Source organism: Azospirillum thiophilum (genome assembly GCF_001305595.1).
Taxonomy (GTDB): domain Bacteria; phylum Pseudomonadota; class Alphaproteobacteria; order Azospirillales; family Azospirillaceae; genus Azospirillum; species Azospirillum thiophilum.
In genome coordinates, this window is sequence record NZ_CP012401.1 from 1,557,393 (window position 1) to 1,574,364 (window position 16,972).

The 16,972-nt window shown below is 69.0% G+C and carries 16 protein-coding genes and 1 pseudogene; 5 read left to right on the forward strand and 12 right to left on the reverse strand.

All coding sequences use genetic code 11. The annotated features are described in order from the left end of the window. Positions 1 to 3: 3 nt before the first annotated feature. From AL072_RS07180 to AL072_RS07235, 12 genes and pseudogenes are all read right to left on the reverse strand, one after another. Positions 4 to 309 carry an STAS domain-containing protein gene (locus AL072_RS07180; protein ID WP_045580908.1) on the reverse strand — a complete coding sequence of 102 codons (306 nt, stop codon included), beginning with the start codon at positions 307 to 309 and terminating at the stop codon, positions 4 to 6. Positions 310 to 363: 54 nt separating this feature from the next. Beyond that, a pseudogene (locus AL072_RS36235) lies at positions 364 to 1,044 on the reverse strand (methyl-accepting chemotaxis protein); the annotation flags it as partial. Between the two features lie 481 nt (positions 1,045 to 1,525). Then, the gene (locus AL072_RS07190; RefSeq protein ID WP_045580906.1) at positions 1,526 to 2,587 is read right to left on the reverse strand and encodes a protein-glutamate methylesterase/protein-glutamine glutaminase; all 1,062 of its coding nucleotides are present in this window, start codon (positions 2,585 to 2,587) and stop codon (positions 1,526 to 1,528) included. Positions 2,588 to 2,590: 3 nt separating this feature from the next. After that, entirely contained in the window at positions 2,591 to 3,250 is a 660-nt protein-coding gene (locus tag AL072_RS07195; protein WP_045580905.1) for a chemotaxis protein, read from the reverse strand. Positions 3,251 to 3,253: 3 nt separating this feature from the next. After that, entirely contained in the window at positions 3,254 to 4,165 is a 912-nt protein-coding gene (locus tag AL072_RS07200; protein WP_052709912.1) for a CheR family methyltransferase, read from the reverse strand. A gap of 19 nt (positions 4,166 to 4,184) precedes the next feature. Then, on the reverse strand, positions 4,185 to 6,773 hold the full coding sequence (locus tag AL072_RS35955) for a methyl-accepting chemotaxis protein (protein ID WP_281178607.1): 2,589 nt from the start codon (positions 6,771 to 6,773) through the stop codon (positions 4,185 to 4,187). 263 nt (positions 6,774 to 7,036) lie between these two features. After that, complete coding sequence (locus AL072_RS07210; RefSeq protein ID WP_045580903.1) at positions 7,037 to 7,582, reverse strand: chemotaxis protein CheW; 546 nt, start codon at positions 7,580 to 7,582, stop codon at positions 7,037 to 7,039. 9 nt (positions 7,583 to 7,591) lie between these two features. Next, positions 7,592 to 9,892, reverse strand: coding sequence for a chemotaxis protein CheA (locus tag AL072_RS07215; protein ID WP_045580902.1), 2,301 nt, complete (start codon positions 9,890 to 9,892; stop codon positions 7,592 to 7,594). Between the two features lie 45 nt (positions 9,893 to 9,937). Beyond that, the gene (locus AL072_RS07220; RefSeq protein WP_082108831.1) at positions 9,938 to 10,315 is read right to left on the reverse strand and encodes a response regulator; all 378 of its coding nucleotides are present in this window, start codon (positions 10,313 to 10,315) and stop codon (positions 9,938 to 9,940) included. Beyond that, positions 10,300 to 10,614 carry an STAS domain-containing protein gene (locus AL072_RS07225; RefSeq protein WP_045582416.1) on the reverse strand — a complete coding sequence of 105 codons (315 nt, stop codon included), beginning with the start codon at positions 10,612 to 10,614 and terminating at the stop codon, positions 10,300 to 10,302. The genes AL072_RS07220 and AL072_RS07225 overlap by 16 nt, the downstream gene beginning before the upstream one ends. A 207-nt stretch (positions 10,615 to 10,821) precedes the next feature. Continuing rightward, the gene (locus AL072_RS07230) at positions 10,822 to 11,316 is read right to left on the reverse strand and encodes an RNA pyrophosphohydrolase (RefSeq protein ID WP_045580901.1); all 495 of its coding nucleotides are present in this window, start codon (positions 11,314 to 11,316) and stop codon (positions 10,822 to 10,824) included. 46 nt (positions 11,317 to 11,362) lie between these two features. Further along, on the reverse strand, positions 11,363 to 12,106 hold the full coding sequence (locus AL072_RS07235) for a sulfite exporter TauE/SafE family protein (protein WP_045580900.1): 744 nt from the start codon (positions 12,104 to 12,106) through the stop codon (positions 11,363 to 11,365). Positions 12,107 to 12,302: 196 nt separating this feature from the next. Between AL072_RS07235 and AL072_RS07240 the strand changes: the two genes are divergently transcribed. From AL072_RS07240 to gpmI, 5 genes are all read left to right on the forward strand, one after another. Then, on the forward strand, positions 12,303 to 13,577 hold the full coding sequence (locus AL072_RS07240) for a glutamate-5-semialdehyde dehydrogenase (RefSeq protein WP_045580899.1): 1,275 nt from the start codon (positions 12,303 to 12,305) through the stop codon (positions 13,575 to 13,577). After that, positions 13,558 to 14,217 (forward strand): nicotinate-nucleotide adenylyltransferase, encoded by a 660-nt coding sequence (locus tag AL072_RS07245; RefSeq protein WP_045580898.1) that lies wholly within the window; start codon positions 13,558 to 13,560, stop codon positions 14,215 to 14,217. The genes AL072_RS07240 and AL072_RS07245 overlap by 20 nt, the downstream gene beginning before the upstream one ends. Next, on the forward strand, positions 14,214 to 14,660 hold the full coding sequence (gene rsfS, locus AL072_RS07250; RefSeq protein WP_045580897.1) for a ribosome silencing factor: 447 nt from the start codon (positions 14,214 to 14,216) through the stop codon (positions 14,658 to 14,660). The genes AL072_RS07245 and rsfS overlap by 4 nt, the downstream gene beginning before the upstream one ends. A gap of 25 nt (positions 14,661 to 14,685) precedes the next feature. Next, a complete protein-coding gene (gene rlmH / locus AL072_RS07255) occupies positions 14,686 to 15,144 on the forward strand; it encodes a 23S rRNA (pseudouridine(1915)-N(3))-methyltransferase RlmH (RefSeq protein WP_045580896.1) in 459 nt (152 codons plus the stop codon). 90 nt (positions 15,145 to 15,234) lie between these two features. Further along, on the forward strand, positions 15,235 to 16,797 hold the full coding sequence (gene gpmI / locus AL072_RS07260; RefSeq protein WP_045580895.1) for a 2,3-bisphosphoglycerate-independent phosphoglycerate mutase: 1,563 nt from the start codon (positions 15,235 to 15,237) through the stop codon (positions 16,795 to 16,797). Positions 16,798 to 16,972 lie beyond the last annotated feature (175 nt).

Below are 16,972 nucleotides of genomic sequence, written 5' to 3' on the forward strand. Positions count from 1 at the left end.
CGGTCAGTCCTCGATCTGGACGATCTTGGCGATCTGCGCCACGGTCAGCACCCGCTTCACCTGGCCGGTGGCGGCACGCAGCATGAACTGCTTGCCGGTGTTGGCCATCTCCTCGCGCGCGATCAGCAGCATGCCGATGCCGGCCGAATCGACGAACTCCAGCGACGACAGGTCGAGCACTTGCCGCTTCGCCGCATTCTGCGCCATTTCGCCGATCAGGACGCGCAACTTCGCGTGATCGTTGAAGGTCAGGCGTCCGCGCAGACGGACGACCGCCTCCTGATCGCGCAATTCGATACCGTAATCCATGACATCCGTCTTTCCCGAAAGATGGTTCATCCTACAAGCGACGGCTGCGGCACGCTAGAAAAGCTCGATATCGCCGCTGGAGCTGTTCCCCTTGCCGGCGTCGAGGTCGAGCACGCCGTTCTCGTCCAGCGCGGTGCCCTCCAGCAGCAGCTTGCGCACGAAGCGCTCGCGCATTTCGCTCAGCGTGAAGCGGTCCAGCAGCTGGTTCATCCACTCCTGCGGTTCGCGCGCGCCGACGCCGGCGGGCACCTGGGCGCGGATGCGGGTTTCCAACTCGCCCAGCCCGGCGTTCATGATGGCGAGGCTGTCATTGATCGCCTCGATCCGCTGCTTGGTCAGATCCTGGAACTGCATGCCGGTGATGACGTGGGCGATGGTGGACGACATGTCGGACGACACGTTCGCCGCGGTCTCCAGCACCGACTGGAAATGGGTGGTCTGCGCCACCAGGCTGTCCATCGTCTTGTCGACGCGTTCCTTGGCCAGCATCTGCGGCGACATGTCGGTGTTGGCGATCTGCCGCAGGATGTCGTGGCCGTTGCGCACGCCCTTCACAACCGCGGTGACCTTGCTGCGCATGCGCTCAGCCAACTCGCCGGTGGAGCGGGACAGATGCCGCACCTCCTGTGCCACCACCGCGAAGGTGCGGCCGGCCTCTCCGGCGCGGCTGGCCTCGATGGTGGCGTTCAGCGCCAGGAAGTTGGTCTGGCGGTTGATGCCGTCGATGTCGCCGATCGACTTCTCCAGCTCGCCCACGTCCTTCTGCACGTCGTCCAGCAGATAGACCATGCTCATGGCGTGGCGCGACAGGTTGACGATGTTGGTCACCATGTCGGTGATCATGTCCTGCATGCCGACGACCAGCGTGTCGAGCGGCATCCGTTCGCCGTCGATGTCGACCGTTCCGGCCATGGCGACGATCTGGGCCACGCGCTCCGACTGTTCCAGCGCCTTCTCCGCCAGCTCGCGGAAGCGGTTCGACAGGTCGAGCGTGGAGGTCTCCACATGGTCCGAGGTCCGCGTCAGCTCGCTCTGCACGAGGTCGAGCGTACGGCGCTGCACATCGGCGAAGCCGAGCCAGGTCGACAGCAGGTCGGTGGTGACCGAGACCTTGGCGTCGGGACCGTCACCGCTCGGGCGATCGGTCGCCGGAAGCGCGGCATCGGGGATATACATGCTGGTACTCCTTGAAACTCGACCCTGATACCCGGACATGTCAGGCGGTGCGGGGGTGTTCGCCGATGGCGTCGAAGGCACGCAGCATTTCGGCAGGAATGGTGGCAAGCGGCAACTCTATCCTGACTGCGCCGTTCTCCCTGGCGGCGCGTGGCATGCCGTAGACGACGCAGCTCGATTCCTGCTCGCCGATGGTGAAGGCGCCGGCGTCGAACATCGCCTTCATGCCGATGGCGCCGTCGCGGCCCATGCCGGACAGGATCACGCCGACCGCATTGCTGCCCGCCGCCTTGGCGACCGACGCGAACAGCACGTCGACCGAGGGGCGGTGGCCGCTGACCGCCGGCGTGTCCTGGATGTGGCAGACGAAGCCGGCGGTGTCGCGTGCGATGGCGAGATGGCGGTCGCCGGGGGCGATCAGGACCAGCCCCTGGGCCGGCCGGTCGCCATGGGCGGCGACCCGGACCGCAGGGGCCGACAGCCGGTCGAGCCGGGCGGCGAAGCTCGGCAGATAGCTCGGTCCCATATGCTGGGTGATGACGATGGGCGGGCAGTCCGCCGGCATGGCGGCCAGCACGTCGCGGATGCGCTCCACCCCGCCGGTCGAGGCACCGATGGCGATCAGCCGCTTGCCCGATCCGGAACGCCGCGGCGCCGGCAGGACGCCGTGGGCGACAAGCGGGCGCCGCATTGTCAGACGCGCGGTGGCGGCGACGCGGATCTTCGACACCAGCTCCAGCGCCGTCGCCTCGAACCCCAGCCCGTCGGAGCCGCCGGGCTTGGCGAGGCAATCCACCGCCCCCAGCTCCAGCGCGCGGATGGCGGCGTCGGAGCCCTCGCGCGTCAGGGACGAGACCATGATCACCGGCGTCGGCCGCAGGGTCATGATCTTCTCCAGGAAGGACAGGCCGTCCATCTTGGGCATCTCGACGTCCAGCGTGATGACGTCGGGATTGGTGGCCTTGATGACGTCGCGCGCCTCGAAGGCGTCGCGGGCGACGCCCGCGACCTCCATCCCCGGTTCGCGGGTCAGGATGTCCTTCAGCATCTCGCGCATCAGGGCGCTGTCGTCGACCACGACGACGCGGATGGGCCTGGGCATCGGTCAGCTCCCTCCCGAATGCGGCGGCTCGAACAGGTCCACCCCGCCCTCCACCGGCTCCCGGTGCAGGCGGGTGATGAAGTGCCGTTCGATGGTGACGGCGTCGGCCGCCGCCTCCGGTCGCAGCAGGCGGCGGAACGCCCGTCCGTCCTGCGGGAAATAATGGATGCGCCGGGCCGACCCGCCGCCCAGATCCTGCCCGGCCAGGGTCAGCCCCTCCGTCCGGACATAGTCAAGCGCGAAACGGCTGTTCAGCCCGCCGATGTCATAGCTGGACTCGATGACCCGGCCGCCGCCGAACAGCTTCACCTGCAGCCGGGCGCGTTCCGCTCCCCCGGCCAGCAGCGCGTCGATCAGCAGCTCCATGGCGACCGAGCCGTAGCGCGCGGCGGCACCGTCGCCATCCAGTTCGCTGGCAGGCACATCCGGCAGCATGAAATGGTTCATGCCGCCGATGGCCCGCACGGGATCGTGGATGCAGGCCGCCACGCAGGAGCCGAGCGTCGTCGCGATCATCAGGCCGGCGATGTCGCTGACCGACTGCTGGCCCAGCCCGATCTTGACCGTCTCGGCCCCGAATTCCGGGTTGTAGTACCGGCCGCTGCCCAACGGGCGGGCCGTGACCGACGGGGGGCCGTCATGGCGGAGGGGGATGGCGTCCATCGCTCATTCCCTCCGGTAGATCGTCGGGCCGGCCTGGCGGAACAGGTTCGACACGCCATACAGGCTCTCCGAATGGCCGAGGAACAGATGGCCGCCAGGGCGGATCATCCGGGCGAAATCCTCGATCACCTTGGTCCGGCCGCGGCGGTCGAAATAGATCAGGACGTTGCGGCAGAAGATCGCGTCGAACGGCCCGGACATCGGCCAGTGTTCCAGCAGATTGAGCGGCTTGACGGTCACCAGCCGCTTCAGCTCGTCGCCCATCGCCACCGCCGGTTCGCCGTCGAGCCGGGTGTCGACGGTGAAGCGCTGGCGGATGGCGGGCGGGATGCCGGTGGTGCCGGACAGCGGATAGATGCCGCGCCGGGCGGTTTCTACCATGTGGGTGTCGATGTCGGTGGCGAGGATGCGGGCATCCCAGCGGCGCAGGTCGGCCCCCATCGTCGAGACCAGCACCATCGCCATGGTGTAGGGCTCCGGTCCCGAGGAGCAGCCGGCCGACCACAGCCGCAGCCGCGGCCGCGACGCGCCGGCGTTCCGTTCCCGCAGCTGCGGCAGGACGACGGAGGCCAGGAAATCGAAATGGTGCGATTCGCGGTAGAAGCTGGTCAGGTTGGTGGTCAGCGCATTGACCAGAAAGCCGATCTCGCATTCCCCCCCGTCACTTTCCAGCAGGGCGCAATAGGCGTCGAAATCCGGCAGTTCCAGCTCGCGCAGGCGCCGCGCCAGCCGGGCATAGACCATCTCGACCTTGTGGGGAGCGAGAGCGATGCCGGCCAGCTGATAGAGCAGGCCGGCGATCAGGTCGAAATGGTGCCGTTCGAAGCGGAACTCGCGCGCAGTGTCGAACACCGCGGCCGGCGTGCGCCGGGGTGTCGCGGTTTCGGTGGAGAGGATGGTCGACCGGTCGGTCATCGTGCTGCCGCCGCCATGATCAGGCGGGCTCCCGCTGCCACCGGGGGGCGTCGCCGACGAAGGCGGCGTGCGCCTGGGCGCCGCGGTCCAGGGTGAAGAAGGTCATCTGCTGGCGCAGCTGGTCGGCCTGATCCTCCAGCGAGCGGGCGGCGGCTGTGCTTTCCTCCACCAGCGCCGCGTTCTTCTGGGTCATCTCGTCCATCTGCGCGATGGCGATGTTGACCTCGTCGAGCCCGGAGGCTTGTTCGGAGGTCGCCCGCGCGATCTCCGACACCAGGTTGGCGACGCGGCCGATGCCCGACACGATCTCCGTCAGCGCGCTGCCGGCGGACCGGACGAGGCCGACGCCCTCGCGCACCTGCCCGCCGCTGTCGAGGATCAGCGCCTTGATCTCCTTCGATGCCTGGGCGGAGCGCTGGGCGAGTTGCCGCACCTCCTGCGCCACCACGGCGAAGCCGCGGCCGGCGTCGCCGGCGCGTGCCGCTTCGACCGCCGCGTTCAGCGCCAGCAGGTTGGTCTGGAAGGCGATCTCGTCGATGACGCCGATGATGTCGGAAATCTTCTGCGACGACTGTTCGATCCGGCGCATCGCCTCGACGGCATTGGTCGCCACCTCGCCGCCGCGGGCGGCGGCGGTCCGCGCCTCGGTGGCAAAGCCGTTGACCTGCTGGGCATTGTCGGCGTTGGACCGCACGGTGGCGGCGAGCTGTTCCATGCTGGCCGCGGTCTCCTCCAGCGAGGAGGCCTGCTGCTCCGTCCGCTCCGACAGATCCATGCTGCCCGCGGCCACCTCGCGGCTGGCGACGGCGATGGAGCCGGTGGCGTGGTCGATGCGCCGGACGATTTCCGACAGGCTCTCCACCGTGCGGTTGAAATCGTCCTTCAGCCGCTGGAACACCCCTTCGTAGTCCTTGTCGATGCGGCGCGTCAGGTCGCCCCGCGACAGCGCCTCCAGCATCGTCGCCAGTTCCTCGGTGACGCCGGCGATATTCGCGGACAGCCGGTTGATGCCCTCGCTGACCAGCCGGAAGAAGCCGGTCTTGCCGTCGAGCGCGATGCGGCGGCTGAAGTCGCCGCGCACGGCGTTCTCCACCATCGCGCCGATCTCGGCCTCGATCGCCAGCTCCTCGGTCATGTCGCGCCATTCGATGACGGTGCCGAGCTTCTCGCCATGACGGCTGACCACCGGGTTGGCGATGACCTGGAAGCTGCGGCCGCCGGCCCTGGCCCAGCCGCGGTGGGTCTGGGTCAGGTCGGTCAGCAGGCGGCGCTGGTGGCCGGGGTCGCGGTGGAAGACGTCGAAGTTCCGGCCGACGAGGGTGCGCGAATCGAAATCGGGCAGGGCGGTGCGCAGGTCGGCCTCGGCGTGGCGGAACATCGTCATGATCGAGTCGTTGGCGTAGAGGATGCGGCCGTCGGTGTCGGCCATCATGATGTTGGCCGACACCCGCTCCAGCGCGATGCGCGAGCGCACCGCCTCCACCGCCTCGTCCTTGAAGGCGGCGACGGCGCGGGCCATGTCCCCCAGCTCGTCCCGCTGTCCGGTGTGCGGAACCGCGACCGACAGCTTGCCGGCGGTCAGATCGGCCATCACCCGGCGGATGCCGCTGACCGGCCCGATGATCGAGGCGGCGATGCGGTTGGCGGCGACGACGCCGATCACCAGCGACAACAGTCCCAGCCCCAGGGTCAGGCGGATGGCGAAGCCCGCCTCCTGTCCGGCCTCGGCCTCGGTCGCCCTGGCGCCTTCGGCGATGGAGCCGACGATGGCGTCGATGGCGTGGTTGATCGCGGTCGCGGCGGCGGCGAGGTCGTCGGTGCGCCGGCCCACTTCGTCATTGACGGCGACCACCTCGCGGAAGGCGGTGCGGTAGTCCCGGGCGCGGGCGTCGATCTCGCGCAGCCCCGCTGCGATCTCCGCGGCCTTCTCCGCCGACTGGCCGCCGTCGCCGCGCAGGCTGGCCAGCAGCCGGACGATGCCGTCGGCCATCGCCTTGCCCGCCGCCTCGACCTGGGCGGCGGCTGCGGCATCGCGCAGCCCGATGGCCCGGTTGGCGGCGAAACGGGTCATCAGCCAGCGGTTCTCGATCTCCTGTATGCCGAAGGCGATGTCCCTGTTTCCGGAAGCGTCGCCGGATGCGGTTGCCGCGGCCACGGCATCCTGCAGCCGTTTGGTCAGCTCGGCGCCCAGCGGGTCCATGCGGTCGTGCAGCGTGCGGTCGGCGCGCTCGCGCATCGCGCGCACCACATCGAACCGCTCATGGTAGGTGCCGTGCAGCGTGGCCAGCCCGGCGAAGGCCGCGGCCTGGGGCGAGCCCTTCAATCTGGCCTGCCGGTCGGCCATCGCCGTATCGAACCCGCCGCGCAATGCGCGCAGACGCTCCAGCGCCTCCGGCGTGCCGAGGTTGATGTATTCGCGGGTCTGCAGCCGTTCGGCGGCGAGTCGGTTTTCCAAATCCTTGGCGAAGACGGCGAGGTCGCCGGACGAGATGACGCCGTCGATGCGGCGGTTCAGCCCGTCCAGTCCGAACATGCCGATGCCGGACTGGGCAGCGATCAGCAGCAGCAGTAGCCCGAAGCCCAGCCATAACCGCTTGGCGATGCGCATGTCGCTTAGGAATGTTCCGGTTTTGGTGATCGTCCCGTCGGTGGCCATTTTTGACGCTTCCCCTTGCAGTGGCTTCTTGTTCTGGCTGGCGCAGGGCCCCGGCGGGAACCGTCGGACCGGTTCGAGGCAGGGTCGGGTTCAAGGCAGGTCTCCGGCTTCCGCCCACGAATGGGCGGATCGGCAGAGCCCGCGAAATCATCGGGTCGGCAGGTTCCTCCGGGCCGGACCATGGCATGGCCCGGTCCGGAGATGCCTGCTTCGGGTCAGACCGTTTCCCGCACCGCAGTGAGCGGGGCGGCGTCCTGCTCGGCATGTTCGCCCACGAACAGCTTCCCGACATTGAGCAGGGTCACCATCCGGTTGTCCGCGGTGTAGAGACCGCTCAGATACTCGGCGTCGATCAGGCCGCTGTCGACGTCGGGCGGCGGCTTGATCTCGTCGTGGCCGATGGCGAGGATGTCGGAAATCGCGTCGACCAGGATGCCGCGCGTGCGTTCCCCCACCTGCATCACCACCACGACATGCCGCTTCGTCACTTCGGTCGGGCCACCGCCGAAGCGGGCGCGCAGGTCGAAGATCGGGATGATGATGCCGCGCAGGTTGATCACGCCGCGGACATAGTCGGGAAGGTTAGGCAACCGGCTTTCCGGCGTCCAGCCGCGGATTTCCCTAACTGCGAGAATGTTGACGCCGTATTCCTCGCTGCCGACGGTGAAGGTGACGTACTGCTCCTCCGTCCCGTTCGCGCCGCCGGCAGGCTGGAGATCGGTGCGGGAGCTGACGGGGGCGATCGCGGTGGAACTGCTCATCGCTGGACCTCAAACCGTTTGGCGTTGACGCTGGTCGGACCTGTCCGCCGGGGCGGCCAGGGGAATGGCGGTGGTTGGAATGCCGGTGGCGGGGGCTGCGCCGTGGCGGCTCATCTCGCGCAGGCCTGCGACGTCAAGGATCAGGGCGACCCGGCCGTCACCCAGGATGGTCGCGGCGGCGACCCCGTCCAGCCGGCGGAAATTGGCCTCCAGGCTCTTGATCACGACCTGCTGCTGGCCCAGCACCTCGTCCACCACCAGCCCGAGTCGGGAGCCGTCCTCCGTCTCCACCAGCACCACCAGTCCGCGGGTGGCGTCGTCGATGGCCTTGGGGATGCCGAACAGCCGGTGCAGGTGGACGAGCCGCACATATTCGCCGCGCGCCATCATGACGTCGCACTTGTTGACCAGCCCGTGCAGGTCCGCCGGCTTGGGACGCAGGCTTTCCACGATGTTGGTCAGCGGCAGGACGAAGCGCTCGTCGCCGACCGAGATCACCATGCCGTCCAGCACCGCCAGCGTGAGCGGCAGCGACAGGACGAAGCGCGAGCCCTCGCCCGGCGCCGAATAGACGCCGATGCGCCCGCCCAGGCTGGAGATGTTCCGCCGCACCACGTCCATGCCGACGCCGCGGCCGGACAGGTTCGACACCTGATCGGCGGTGGAGAAGCCGGGCAGGAAGATCAGGTTGTCGATTTCCTCGTCCGACAGGCTGGATCCCGGCTGGACGAGCCCCTTTTCGATCGCCTTGGACAGCACCTTTGCCCGGTTGATGCCGCGCCCGTCGTCGGTCACCTCGATGACGATTCGGCCCGACCGGTGGGCGGCCGACAGATGCACGGTGCCGGCGCGCGGCTTGCCGGTCCGCTCGCGCTCCTCCGGGCCTTCCAGCCCATGGTCGATGGAGTTGCGGATCATGTGGGTCAGCGGGTCGACGAGGTTTTCCACCACCGTCTTGTCGACCTCCGTCGTCTCGCCCGAGGTGACCAGCATCACTTCCTTGCCGGTGGCGGCGGCGCATTCGCGCACCAGCCGCGGCATGCGCGAGAAGACGCTGGAGACCGGCTGGGCGCGGATGGACATCACGTTTTCGCGCAGTTCGCGGGTGTGCTGGGCGAGGCTTTCCAGCCCTTCCAGCAGTTCCTGGAACTGGCCGGGCGGCAGGTCGCGCACATGCTCCGCGATCATCGCCTGGGTGATGACCATCTCGCCGACCATGTTGACCAGCCGGTCGATCTTGTCGAGGTCGACGCGGATGGTGTGGCTGGTCGGCCCGGCATGGTCGCCGCCGTTGCCGCGCCTGGCGCCGTCGGCGGCCTTCCCAGGGCCGGCGGCGCCGGACGTGGTGGCGGCCGGCGTGGCCGGTGGCGGCGGAACGGCTTTGTCCTGCAGATCGGCGCCGGGCGCCGGGGCCGCGTTCTGAAGCGCCGGGGGACCGGCCCCGGGGGGAATTGCGGGTATGACGGCTGGAGGCGGCGCCTCGGCGCTGATGCGGATGTCGCAGTCGTCGGCGACGAACTCGAACACGTCGTCGATCCGGGCGCGGTCCACCTCCGGGCCGGCCAGCAGGGTCACCGTCCAGGACAGATGCAGCAGTTCGGCGTCCAGGTCGCGCAGGCTCGGCAGCCGGTCCAGGTGGCAGACGATCTCCGCCTCGCCCAGCCGGCGCAGGGCGCGCAGCATGTAGGTCGGCTCGTTGCCGGACAGCAGCAGCTCCGCCTTGGGACGGAAGACGACGGTCCAGCGGATCTTCCCGTCCGGAACGGCGTCCGCCGCCGGGGTCGCGGACGGCCCTTGGTCGTCGCGGGCGGCCTGGATGGCGGCCAGCGCGTCGCCGAAGATGCCGGCCTCGTCGTCCTCGTCGTCGGGGTGGAGCGTGGCGGCGGGCTCCGGTGCCGGCTCCGGCTGGCCGGGGACGGCCTCCGCCTTGCCCAGGAAGCGGCGAAGCGCGGCTACGGTGTCGTCTGTGGTTCCCTCCGGCGCCTCGGTTCCATCGGCGGCATGCGAGAGCATGCGGGCCAGCACGTCGTTCGCGCGGATGAGGGTGTCCACCAGCCCGGTGGTGATGGGAATCTCGGCGTTGCGCACGCCGTCCATCACCGTCTCGAACTCGTGCGCGAAGGCGACGAGACCGGCGAAGCCGAAGGCGCCGCCGCCGCCCTTGATCGAGTGGACGGCGCGGAAGATCGCATTCACCTCGTCCATGTCGATCTCGCCGGGGGCGAGGCGCAGCAGTCCGGCCTCGGCGACGGCCAGCAGTTCGGCACTTTCGTCGAAGTAGGTCTGCTTGAAGCGGCTGAGATCGTCCACGGCGGTTCCTTAATCTTGCTGCCGAACGCGGCTGCCGGCTTGCGGTCAGCCGCAGACCTTCTGCACCACCGACACCAGCTTGTCGGGGTTGAAGGGCTTGACGATCCAGCCGGTTGCCCCGGCGGTGCGGCCCTCGGCCTTCTTCTTCTCGTCGGCTTCGGTGGTCAGCATCAGGATCGGCAGCGTCCGGTGGGCCGGGATGGCGCGCAGCCGGCGGATCAGCGTCAGCCCGTCCATATTGGGCATGTTCAGGTCGGTGATGACCAGATCGACCTTGGTGGTGGCGATGGCGTTCATCGCCTGCTGGCCATCGGCGGCCTCGACCACCTCGTAGCCGGCCCCGCGCAGGGTGAAGGACACCATGTCGCGCATGGTGCGCGAGTCGTCCACCGTCATCACTTTCTTCTTCACGCTCGGCTCCATTGCTTCAACCAGGCGGCGAGACCCAGATCCTCGCACGCTTCGGACAGGACGTCGGACGGGCGCAGGATGGCGAAGGCGGCTCCCCGCTCCGCCGCGTCGCGCGCAGCAACCACCAGCGCCTGGATGCAGGCGGCGCTGATCCGCTCCACCGCATCGGCCTGGGCGGTGACGTCGGCGGATGCCTTGAACGCCGCCCGCAGGCTGTCGAGCAGCGGCTGCGCCATCGGCAGGTCCAGGTCGCTGGGCAGGCCCAGGCGAATGCGTCCGTCATCCTCCTCGGTCCACTTGATCAGCGACACGTCACCCTCCGTCGAAAGCCGGGCCGCTTCAGCGCATTCCGGTTGCAGCAGCGACGTTGCCAGAGCCGCCATAAGGATTCGTTAAGCGCGAGTCTGGGGCCGAAGGGCATGAGGGAAGAAGTTGGGGATAACCGCAATCAAAATTGGGACAAGCAAATTTGGGACAAGGAGGCGGAGTGGCGGGCAGCCGGGCGGCGCGACGGGTGATCAGCCTCTCGGCGCCGCGATCAGCGGGCGGAACTCCGCCAGGACCGATTCGTAGACCGGGCGCTTGAAGGCGACGATCAGGCCGGGCAACTCGTCCGCATCGACCCATTTCCAGGCGTCGAACTCCGGATGCGCGGTGTCGAGCCGGATGTCGGCCGCGGTGCCGGTGAAACGGGCCAGCATCCACATCTGCTCCTGCCCGCGCCAGCGGCCCTTCCACACCCGGCCCAGCAACTCGTCGGGCAGGTCGTAGCGGTGGGGGGCGGCGGTCATGGCGATGAAGTCCGCCTTGGCGGTGCCGATCTCCTCCTCCAGTTCGCGGAAGGCGGCGGTGCGGGCGTCCTCGCCCTCGTCGATGCCGCCCTGGGGCATCTGCCAGTCGGCTTCGGATCCGCAACGCTTCGCGACGAACACCTCGCCGCGGTCGTTCAGCAGCATGATGCCGACGCAGGGACGATAGGGCAGGGCGTCGCGGTCGAGGGTCTTCTTGGACATGGCAGGAGGGCTCCAGTCGGGCGTCAGGGCGCGGTTCAGCGGTGGTTCAGGTCTTGGTGACGAAGAAATAGACGGTCATCGCCGCGCCCACCAGGATGACGGCCTTGCGCAGCAGGGGCGGGGGGATGCGGCGGGCGACCGAGGCGCCGGCGTAGCCGCCGGCCATGGCGGCCACCAGCATGATCAGCGCCTCCGTCCAGTAGACGGCGCCGCCGGCGACGAAGGCGGCCACCGCCACCGCGTTCAGGCAACCCGACACCAGCGACTTCAGCCCGTTCATCGCATGCAGGTCGGTCAGGCCGAAGACGCCCAGCGTCGCCAGGATCAGGATGCCGATGCCGCCGCCGAAATAGCCGCCATAGACGGCGATCAGGAACTGGACGGCCAGCACCGTGCCGTGGCCGATGGTGAAATTGCGGCGGACCCAGGCCGACGCCGTCGGGCCGATGGCGAACAGCAGCGTTGCGAACAGCAGCAGCCAGGGGACGATCGCCTCGAAGGTGCGCTGCGGCGTCCACAGCAGCAGCAGCGCGCCCAGCAGCCCGCCGAGCAGGCTGATGCCGAGGAAGGAGGGCAGGTGGATTTCGCGGATGCGGCCGAGCTCCCGCCGGTAGCCATAGGCGCTGGCCAGCGCGCCCGGCGACACCGCGACGGTGCTGGTGGCGTTGGCGTTCAGCGGCGGCACCCCGGCCAGGATCAGCGCCGGGAAGGTCAGGAAGCTGCCGCCCCCGGCGACGGCGTTCAGCACCCCGGCGAAGAAGGCGGAGACGATCAGCAGCAGCGTCAGCATGTCACCCCACCCGATATTCCGGCCCGGCCCCTGCCGGCTCGGCTCCTGCCGGCTCGGCCCTTGGGGGGTGCGTTGCGTTTTGCACACGCCCGCCCCTCCCGCAACGCCGAAGTCCCACAACCGCGCGGCTTTCGCAACCCCGAACAATTCGTTAAGGTCGTCGTCCCTTCAACGGATAGAGTGTCTGGAGACCTCCATGTCCGCCCTGCTCGACACCACCGACGCCCTGCACGACCAGATGATCGCCCTCGGCCGCGCCGCCCGCGCCGCCGCGGCCGCGCTGGCGACCGTGCCAGGACCGTCGAAGGACCGGGCATTGAGGGCGGCGGCGGCGGCCATCCGCGCCCGGGCGGCCGATATCAAGGCCGCCAACGCCGAGGATATGGCCAACGCCCGCGACCTGTCCGGTCCCATGCGCGAGCGGCTGATGCTGGACGACGCGCGCATCGAGGCGATGGCCAAGGGTCTGGAGGACATCGCCGACTTCCCCGATCCCATCGGCGGCGTGCTGGCCGACTGGACCCGGCCCAACGGCCTGCGCATCCAGCGCGTCCGCGTGCCGCTGGGCGTGGTCGGCATCATCTATGAAAGCCGGCCCAACGTGACCGCCGATGCCGGCGGCATCTGCCTGAAGTCGGGCAACGCCGCCATCCTGCGTGGCGGGTCGGAGAGCATCCGCTCGTCGCGCGCCATCGCCGACTGCCTGGTCCAGGGCCTGCGCGAGGCAGGGCTGCCGGAAGCGGCGATCCAACTGGTGCCCACCACCGACCGTGCCGCCGTCGGCCACATGCTGACGATGCGCGATTATATCGACGTCATCATCCCGCGCGGCGGCAAGTCGCTGATCCAGCGCATCGCCGACGAGAGCCGGGTGCCGGTCATCAAGCATCTGGACGGCAATTGCCATGTCTATGTCGATGCCGCCGCCGACCTGGAGGCGGCGCGCAAGGTGGTGCTGAACGCCAAGATGCGCCGCACCTCGATCTGCGGCGCGGCCGAGACGCTGCTGGTCGACCGCGCCATCGCCGGCACGGCGCTGCCGCTGCTGGTCAAGGATCTGCTCGACGCCGGCTGCGCCGTGCGCGGCGACGAGGCGGTCCAGGCGGCCGATCCGCGCGTGACCCCGGTGGCGGCGGCGGACTGGGACACCGAATATCTCGACGCCATCATCGCCTGCGGCGTGGTGGACGGGGTGGATGCGGCAATCGACCACATCAACGCCCACAGCTCCCACCACACCGAATCGATCCTGACCGAGGATCCGGCGGTGGCGGAACGGTTCCTGGCGCGGGTGGACAGCGGCATCGTGCTGTGGAACGCCTCGACCCAGTTCGCCGACGGTGGCGAGTTCGGCATGGGGGCCGAGATCGGCATCTCCACCGACAAGTTCCACGCCCGCGGCCCGGTGGGTGCGGAGCAGCTGACCAGCTACAAGTATGTCGTGCGCGGCGATGGCCAGACGCGGCTGTAAGGGGGAGGGAACCCGTTCCAGGTCGGAGAAGGCCCCTCATCTCTATTCCGGTCCTCTCTATGCCGGCCTCACCGTCGGCATTCTCGGCGGGTCGTTCAATCCGGCCCATGACGGGCACCGGCACATCAGTCTGTTCGCGCTGAAGACGCTCGGCCTTGACCGGGTGTGGTGGCTGGTCAGCCCGCAGAACCCGTTGAAGCCAGCTGCGGGCATGGCCGCGCTCGACGACCGGCTGGCCGAGGCGCGCTCGGTCGCTGCCCATCCGCGTATCGAGGTGACGGCGATCGAGACGGCGCTCGGCACCCGCTTCACCGCCGACACGCTGGCCAAGCTGCAGCGCCGCTTCCCGAAAACCCGCTTCGTCTGGTTGATGGGGGCGGACAATCTGCGGCAAATTCCGCGCTGGAAGCTTTGGACACGAATCTTCGAGTCGGTGGCCGTTGCGGTTTTCGCCCGTCCGACCTATTCTCTTGGGGCGCTGAGCGGCAAGGCCGCCCAGCGTTACACCCGTCGGCGGGTGTCCGTGTCGGGGGTCAAAGGGCTGGCGCGCCGCAGGCGGCCGGCCTGGGCGTTCTTACGCAATCCCCTGCACCCGGCCTCGGCGACGGCGATCCGGCAGGCACGGGCCGCCGGATCGTGAAACCGTTGCAAGAGGTTGGAGCCATCACCACGCACACCGAAACGGCCGCGACCGCTCCGCGGCCAGCCGCCGTTCCCCAGATCCTGGAACCGCAGGAGCTGAAGGCGCTCATCGAGGCGTCGCTTGACGCCGACCAGGCGGATGACGTGACCGTCATCGATCTCGCCGGGAAAACCACCTTCGCCGATTACATGGTCGTGGCCTCTGGCCGCAACACGCGGCACATCGCCGCCATGGCCGTGAAGCTGGCCGACAAGTTGAAGCAGGCCGGCGTCCGCGGCGTCGAGATGGAGGGCCTGACCCAGAGCGACTGGGTTCTGGTCGATGCCGGCGACGTGATCGTCCACCTGTTCAAGCCGGAGGTCCGGACCTTCTACAACATCGAGAAGATGTGGGGTCTTGACCTGCCGACGCCGTCCGACACGGCGCGGCTGAGCGCCTGACGGGCCGGGGGCGGAGGGCCGCATCATGCGTCTGTGGCTCGCCGCCGTCGGGCGGTCGCGGGGTGGACCGACCCGCGACCTGTTCGACGAGTATGTCGGCCGGCTCGTCTGGCCCTTCACCCTGAAGGAGGTCGAGGTGAAGAAACGCCTCTCCTCCGACGAATTGAAACGGCAGGAGGCCGAGCTGCTGCTCGCCGCCGTGCCGGCCGGCGCCATCGTCGTGGCGCTGGACGAACGCGGCAAGGCGCTGCCCAGCGAGGCCTTCGCCGCCAGGATCGGCGATTGGCGCGACCGCGGCGCCGGCGATCTCGCCTTCCTGATCGGCGGTGCCGACGGCCATGGCGACGCGGTGCGCGCGCGGGCCGACTTCCTGCTCGCCTTCGGGCCGATGACCTGGCCCCACATGCTGGTGCGCGGCATGCTTGCGGAGCAACTCTATCGCGCCCAACAAATTCTTGCCGGCCACCCCTATCACAGATCCTGATCCTGAGCGTCGCATCCGGCGCCAACCGACGCGCCGGAGCGGAAAAACACGAAACTCCGAGACCACAACCTTTCGAGAAAGGTAAGCGCGATGACCGAGACCACCCGACCCCGCCCTGTCGTCCTCTGCATCCTGGACGGCTGGGGCTATCGCGAGGAGCGGTCCGACAACGCGATTGCGCTGGGCGAGACCCCGAACTGGGACCGCCTGTGGTCGGCCGAGCCGACGGCCTTCCTCGACGCCAGCGAGGAGGAGGTCGGGCTGCCCAAGGGGCAGATGGGCAATTCCGAGGTCGGGCACATGAATCTCGGTGCCGGCCGGGTCGTCATGCAGGATCTGGTGATGATCGACCATGCCATCGTCGAGGGCGAGCTGGAGCGCAATCCGGCGCTGAACGACCTCGTCAAGACGATGCACAAGACCGGCGGGCGCGTCCACCTGATGGGGCTGCTGTCGCCGGGCGGCGTCCATTCGCACCAGGACCACATCGCCGCGCTGGCCGGTGTGCTGGCCCGCGAGGGCGTGCCGGTGGCGGTCCACGCCTTCACCGACGGCCGCGACGTTCCGCCGCAGAGCGCCAAGGACCAGCTCGCCGAGTTCATGGCCGACGTCCATGAGATGGCGGGCGTCGAGGTCGCGACCGTGATCGGCCGCTATTACGCCATGGACCGCGACAAGCGCTGGGACCGCGTCGCCAAGGCCTATGCCGCGATGACCAAGGGCGAGGGCGAGCGCGCCGCCGACCCGATGCAGGCGATCGAGCAGAGCTATGCCACCGGCAAGCATGACGAGTTCATCCTGCCGACGGTGATCGGCGACTATGCCGGCATCAAGGACGGCGACGCCATCCTGATGGCGAACTATCGCGCCGACCGCGCCCGCGAGATCCTGGCCGCCTATGTCGACAAGGATTTCGACGGCTTCCCGGTCGACGGCGCGCCCAAGCTGGCCGCCGTGGTCGGCATGGTCGAATATTCGTCGGCGCTGGCCAAGCTGATGACCACCATCTTTCCGCCGAAATCCCTGACCAAGGTGCTGGGCGAAGTGGTCAGCGAGGCCGGAATGACGCAGCTGCGCATCGCCGAGACGGAGAAATACCCCCACGTCACCTTCTTTTTCAACGGTGGCGAGGAGCGGGTGTACGAGGGCGAGGACCGCATCCTGGTGCCGTCGCCGAAGGTCGCCACCTACGATCTGCAGCCGGAGATGTCGGCCGCCGAGGTGACCGGCAAGCTGGTCGGCGCCATCGACTCCGGCAAGTACGACCTGATCGTCGTCAACTTCGCCAATCCGGACATGGTCGGCCACAGCGGCATGCTCGATGCCGCGATCAAGGCGGTGCAGGCGGTCGACGGCAGCCTGGGCCAGGTGGAGGCCGCGGTGCGGCGTGCCGGCGGCACCATGCTGGTCACCGCCGACCACGGCAACTGCGAGCTGATGAAGGATCCCGAGACCGGCGGCCCGCACACCGCCCACACGCTGGACAAGGTGCCGCTGGTCCTGGTCAACGGCCCGGCCGGCGCCCGCATCGCGAGCGGCCGTCTGGCCGACATCGCGCCGACCCTGCTGGGCCTGCTGGGCCTGCCGCAGCCGGCCGAGATGACCGGCCGCAACCTGCTGGTCCGCACCGCCGCCCGCGCGGCGGCGGAGTAACGGATGGCGCCGGGCGGTCCCTTCGCCCTTGAATCCCCCTCTCCCCCCCGGGGAGAGGGTCGGGGTGAGGGGGGGGCGTGGCGTGGAATCGCAAGAGGATTGGGGCGCAGCCCGGTTTTTCGACTTGTGTCACGCACTGCATCCCCCTCACCCAGCCCTCTCCCCGGGGGGAGAG

Coding starts and splice junctions, on each gene's coding strand:
- AL072_RS07240 (WP_045580899.1), top strand. CDS start 12,303: ATGTCCGCCCTGCTCGACACCACCGACGCCCTGCACGACCAGATGATC.
- gpmI (WP_045580895.1), top strand. CDS start 15,235: ATGACCGAGACCACCCGACCCCGCCCTGTCGTCCTCTGCATCCTGGAC.
- AL072_RS07200 (WP_052709912.1), bottom strand. CDS start 4,165: ATGACCGACCGGTCGACCATCCTCTCCACCGAAACCGCGACACCCCGG.
- AL072_RS07245 (WP_045580898.1), top strand. CDS start 13,558: ATGGCCAGACGCGGCTGTAAGGGGGAGGGAACCCGTTCCAGGTCGGAG.
- AL072_RS07220 (WP_082108831.1), bottom strand. CDS start 10,315: ATGGAGCCGAGCGTGAAGAAGAAAGTGATGACGGTGGACGACTCGCGC.
- AL072_RS07190 (WP_045580906.1), bottom strand. CDS start 2,587: ATGCCCAGGCCCATCCGCGTCGTCGTGGTCGACGACAGCGCCCTGATG.
- rlmH (WP_045580896.1), top strand. CDS start 14,686: ATGCGTCTGTGGCTCGCCGCCGTCGGGCGGTCGCGGGGTGGACCGACC.
- AL072_RS07230 (WP_045580901.1), bottom strand. CDS start 11,316: ATGTCCAAGAAGACCCTCGACCGCGACGCCCTGCCCTATCGTCCCTGC.
- AL072_RS07195 (WP_045580905.1), bottom strand. CDS start 3,250: ATGGACGCCATCCCCCTCCGCCATGACGGCCCCCCGTCGGTCACGGCC.
- AL072_RS35955 (WP_281178607.1), bottom strand. CDS start 6,773: ATGCGCATCGCCAAGCGGTTATGGCTGGGCTTCGGGCTACTGCTGCTG.
- AL072_RS07210 (WP_045580903.1), bottom strand. CDS start 7,582: ATGAGCAGTTCCACCGCGATCGCCCCCGTCAGCTCCCGCACCGATCTC.
- AL072_RS07180 (WP_045580908.1), bottom strand. CDS start 309: ATGGATTACGGTATCGAATTGCGCGATCAGGAGGCGGTCGTCCGTCTG.
- AL072_RS07235 (WP_045580900.1), bottom strand. CDS start 12,106: ATGCTGACGCTGCTGCTGATCGTCTCCGCCTTCTTCGCCGGGGTGCTG.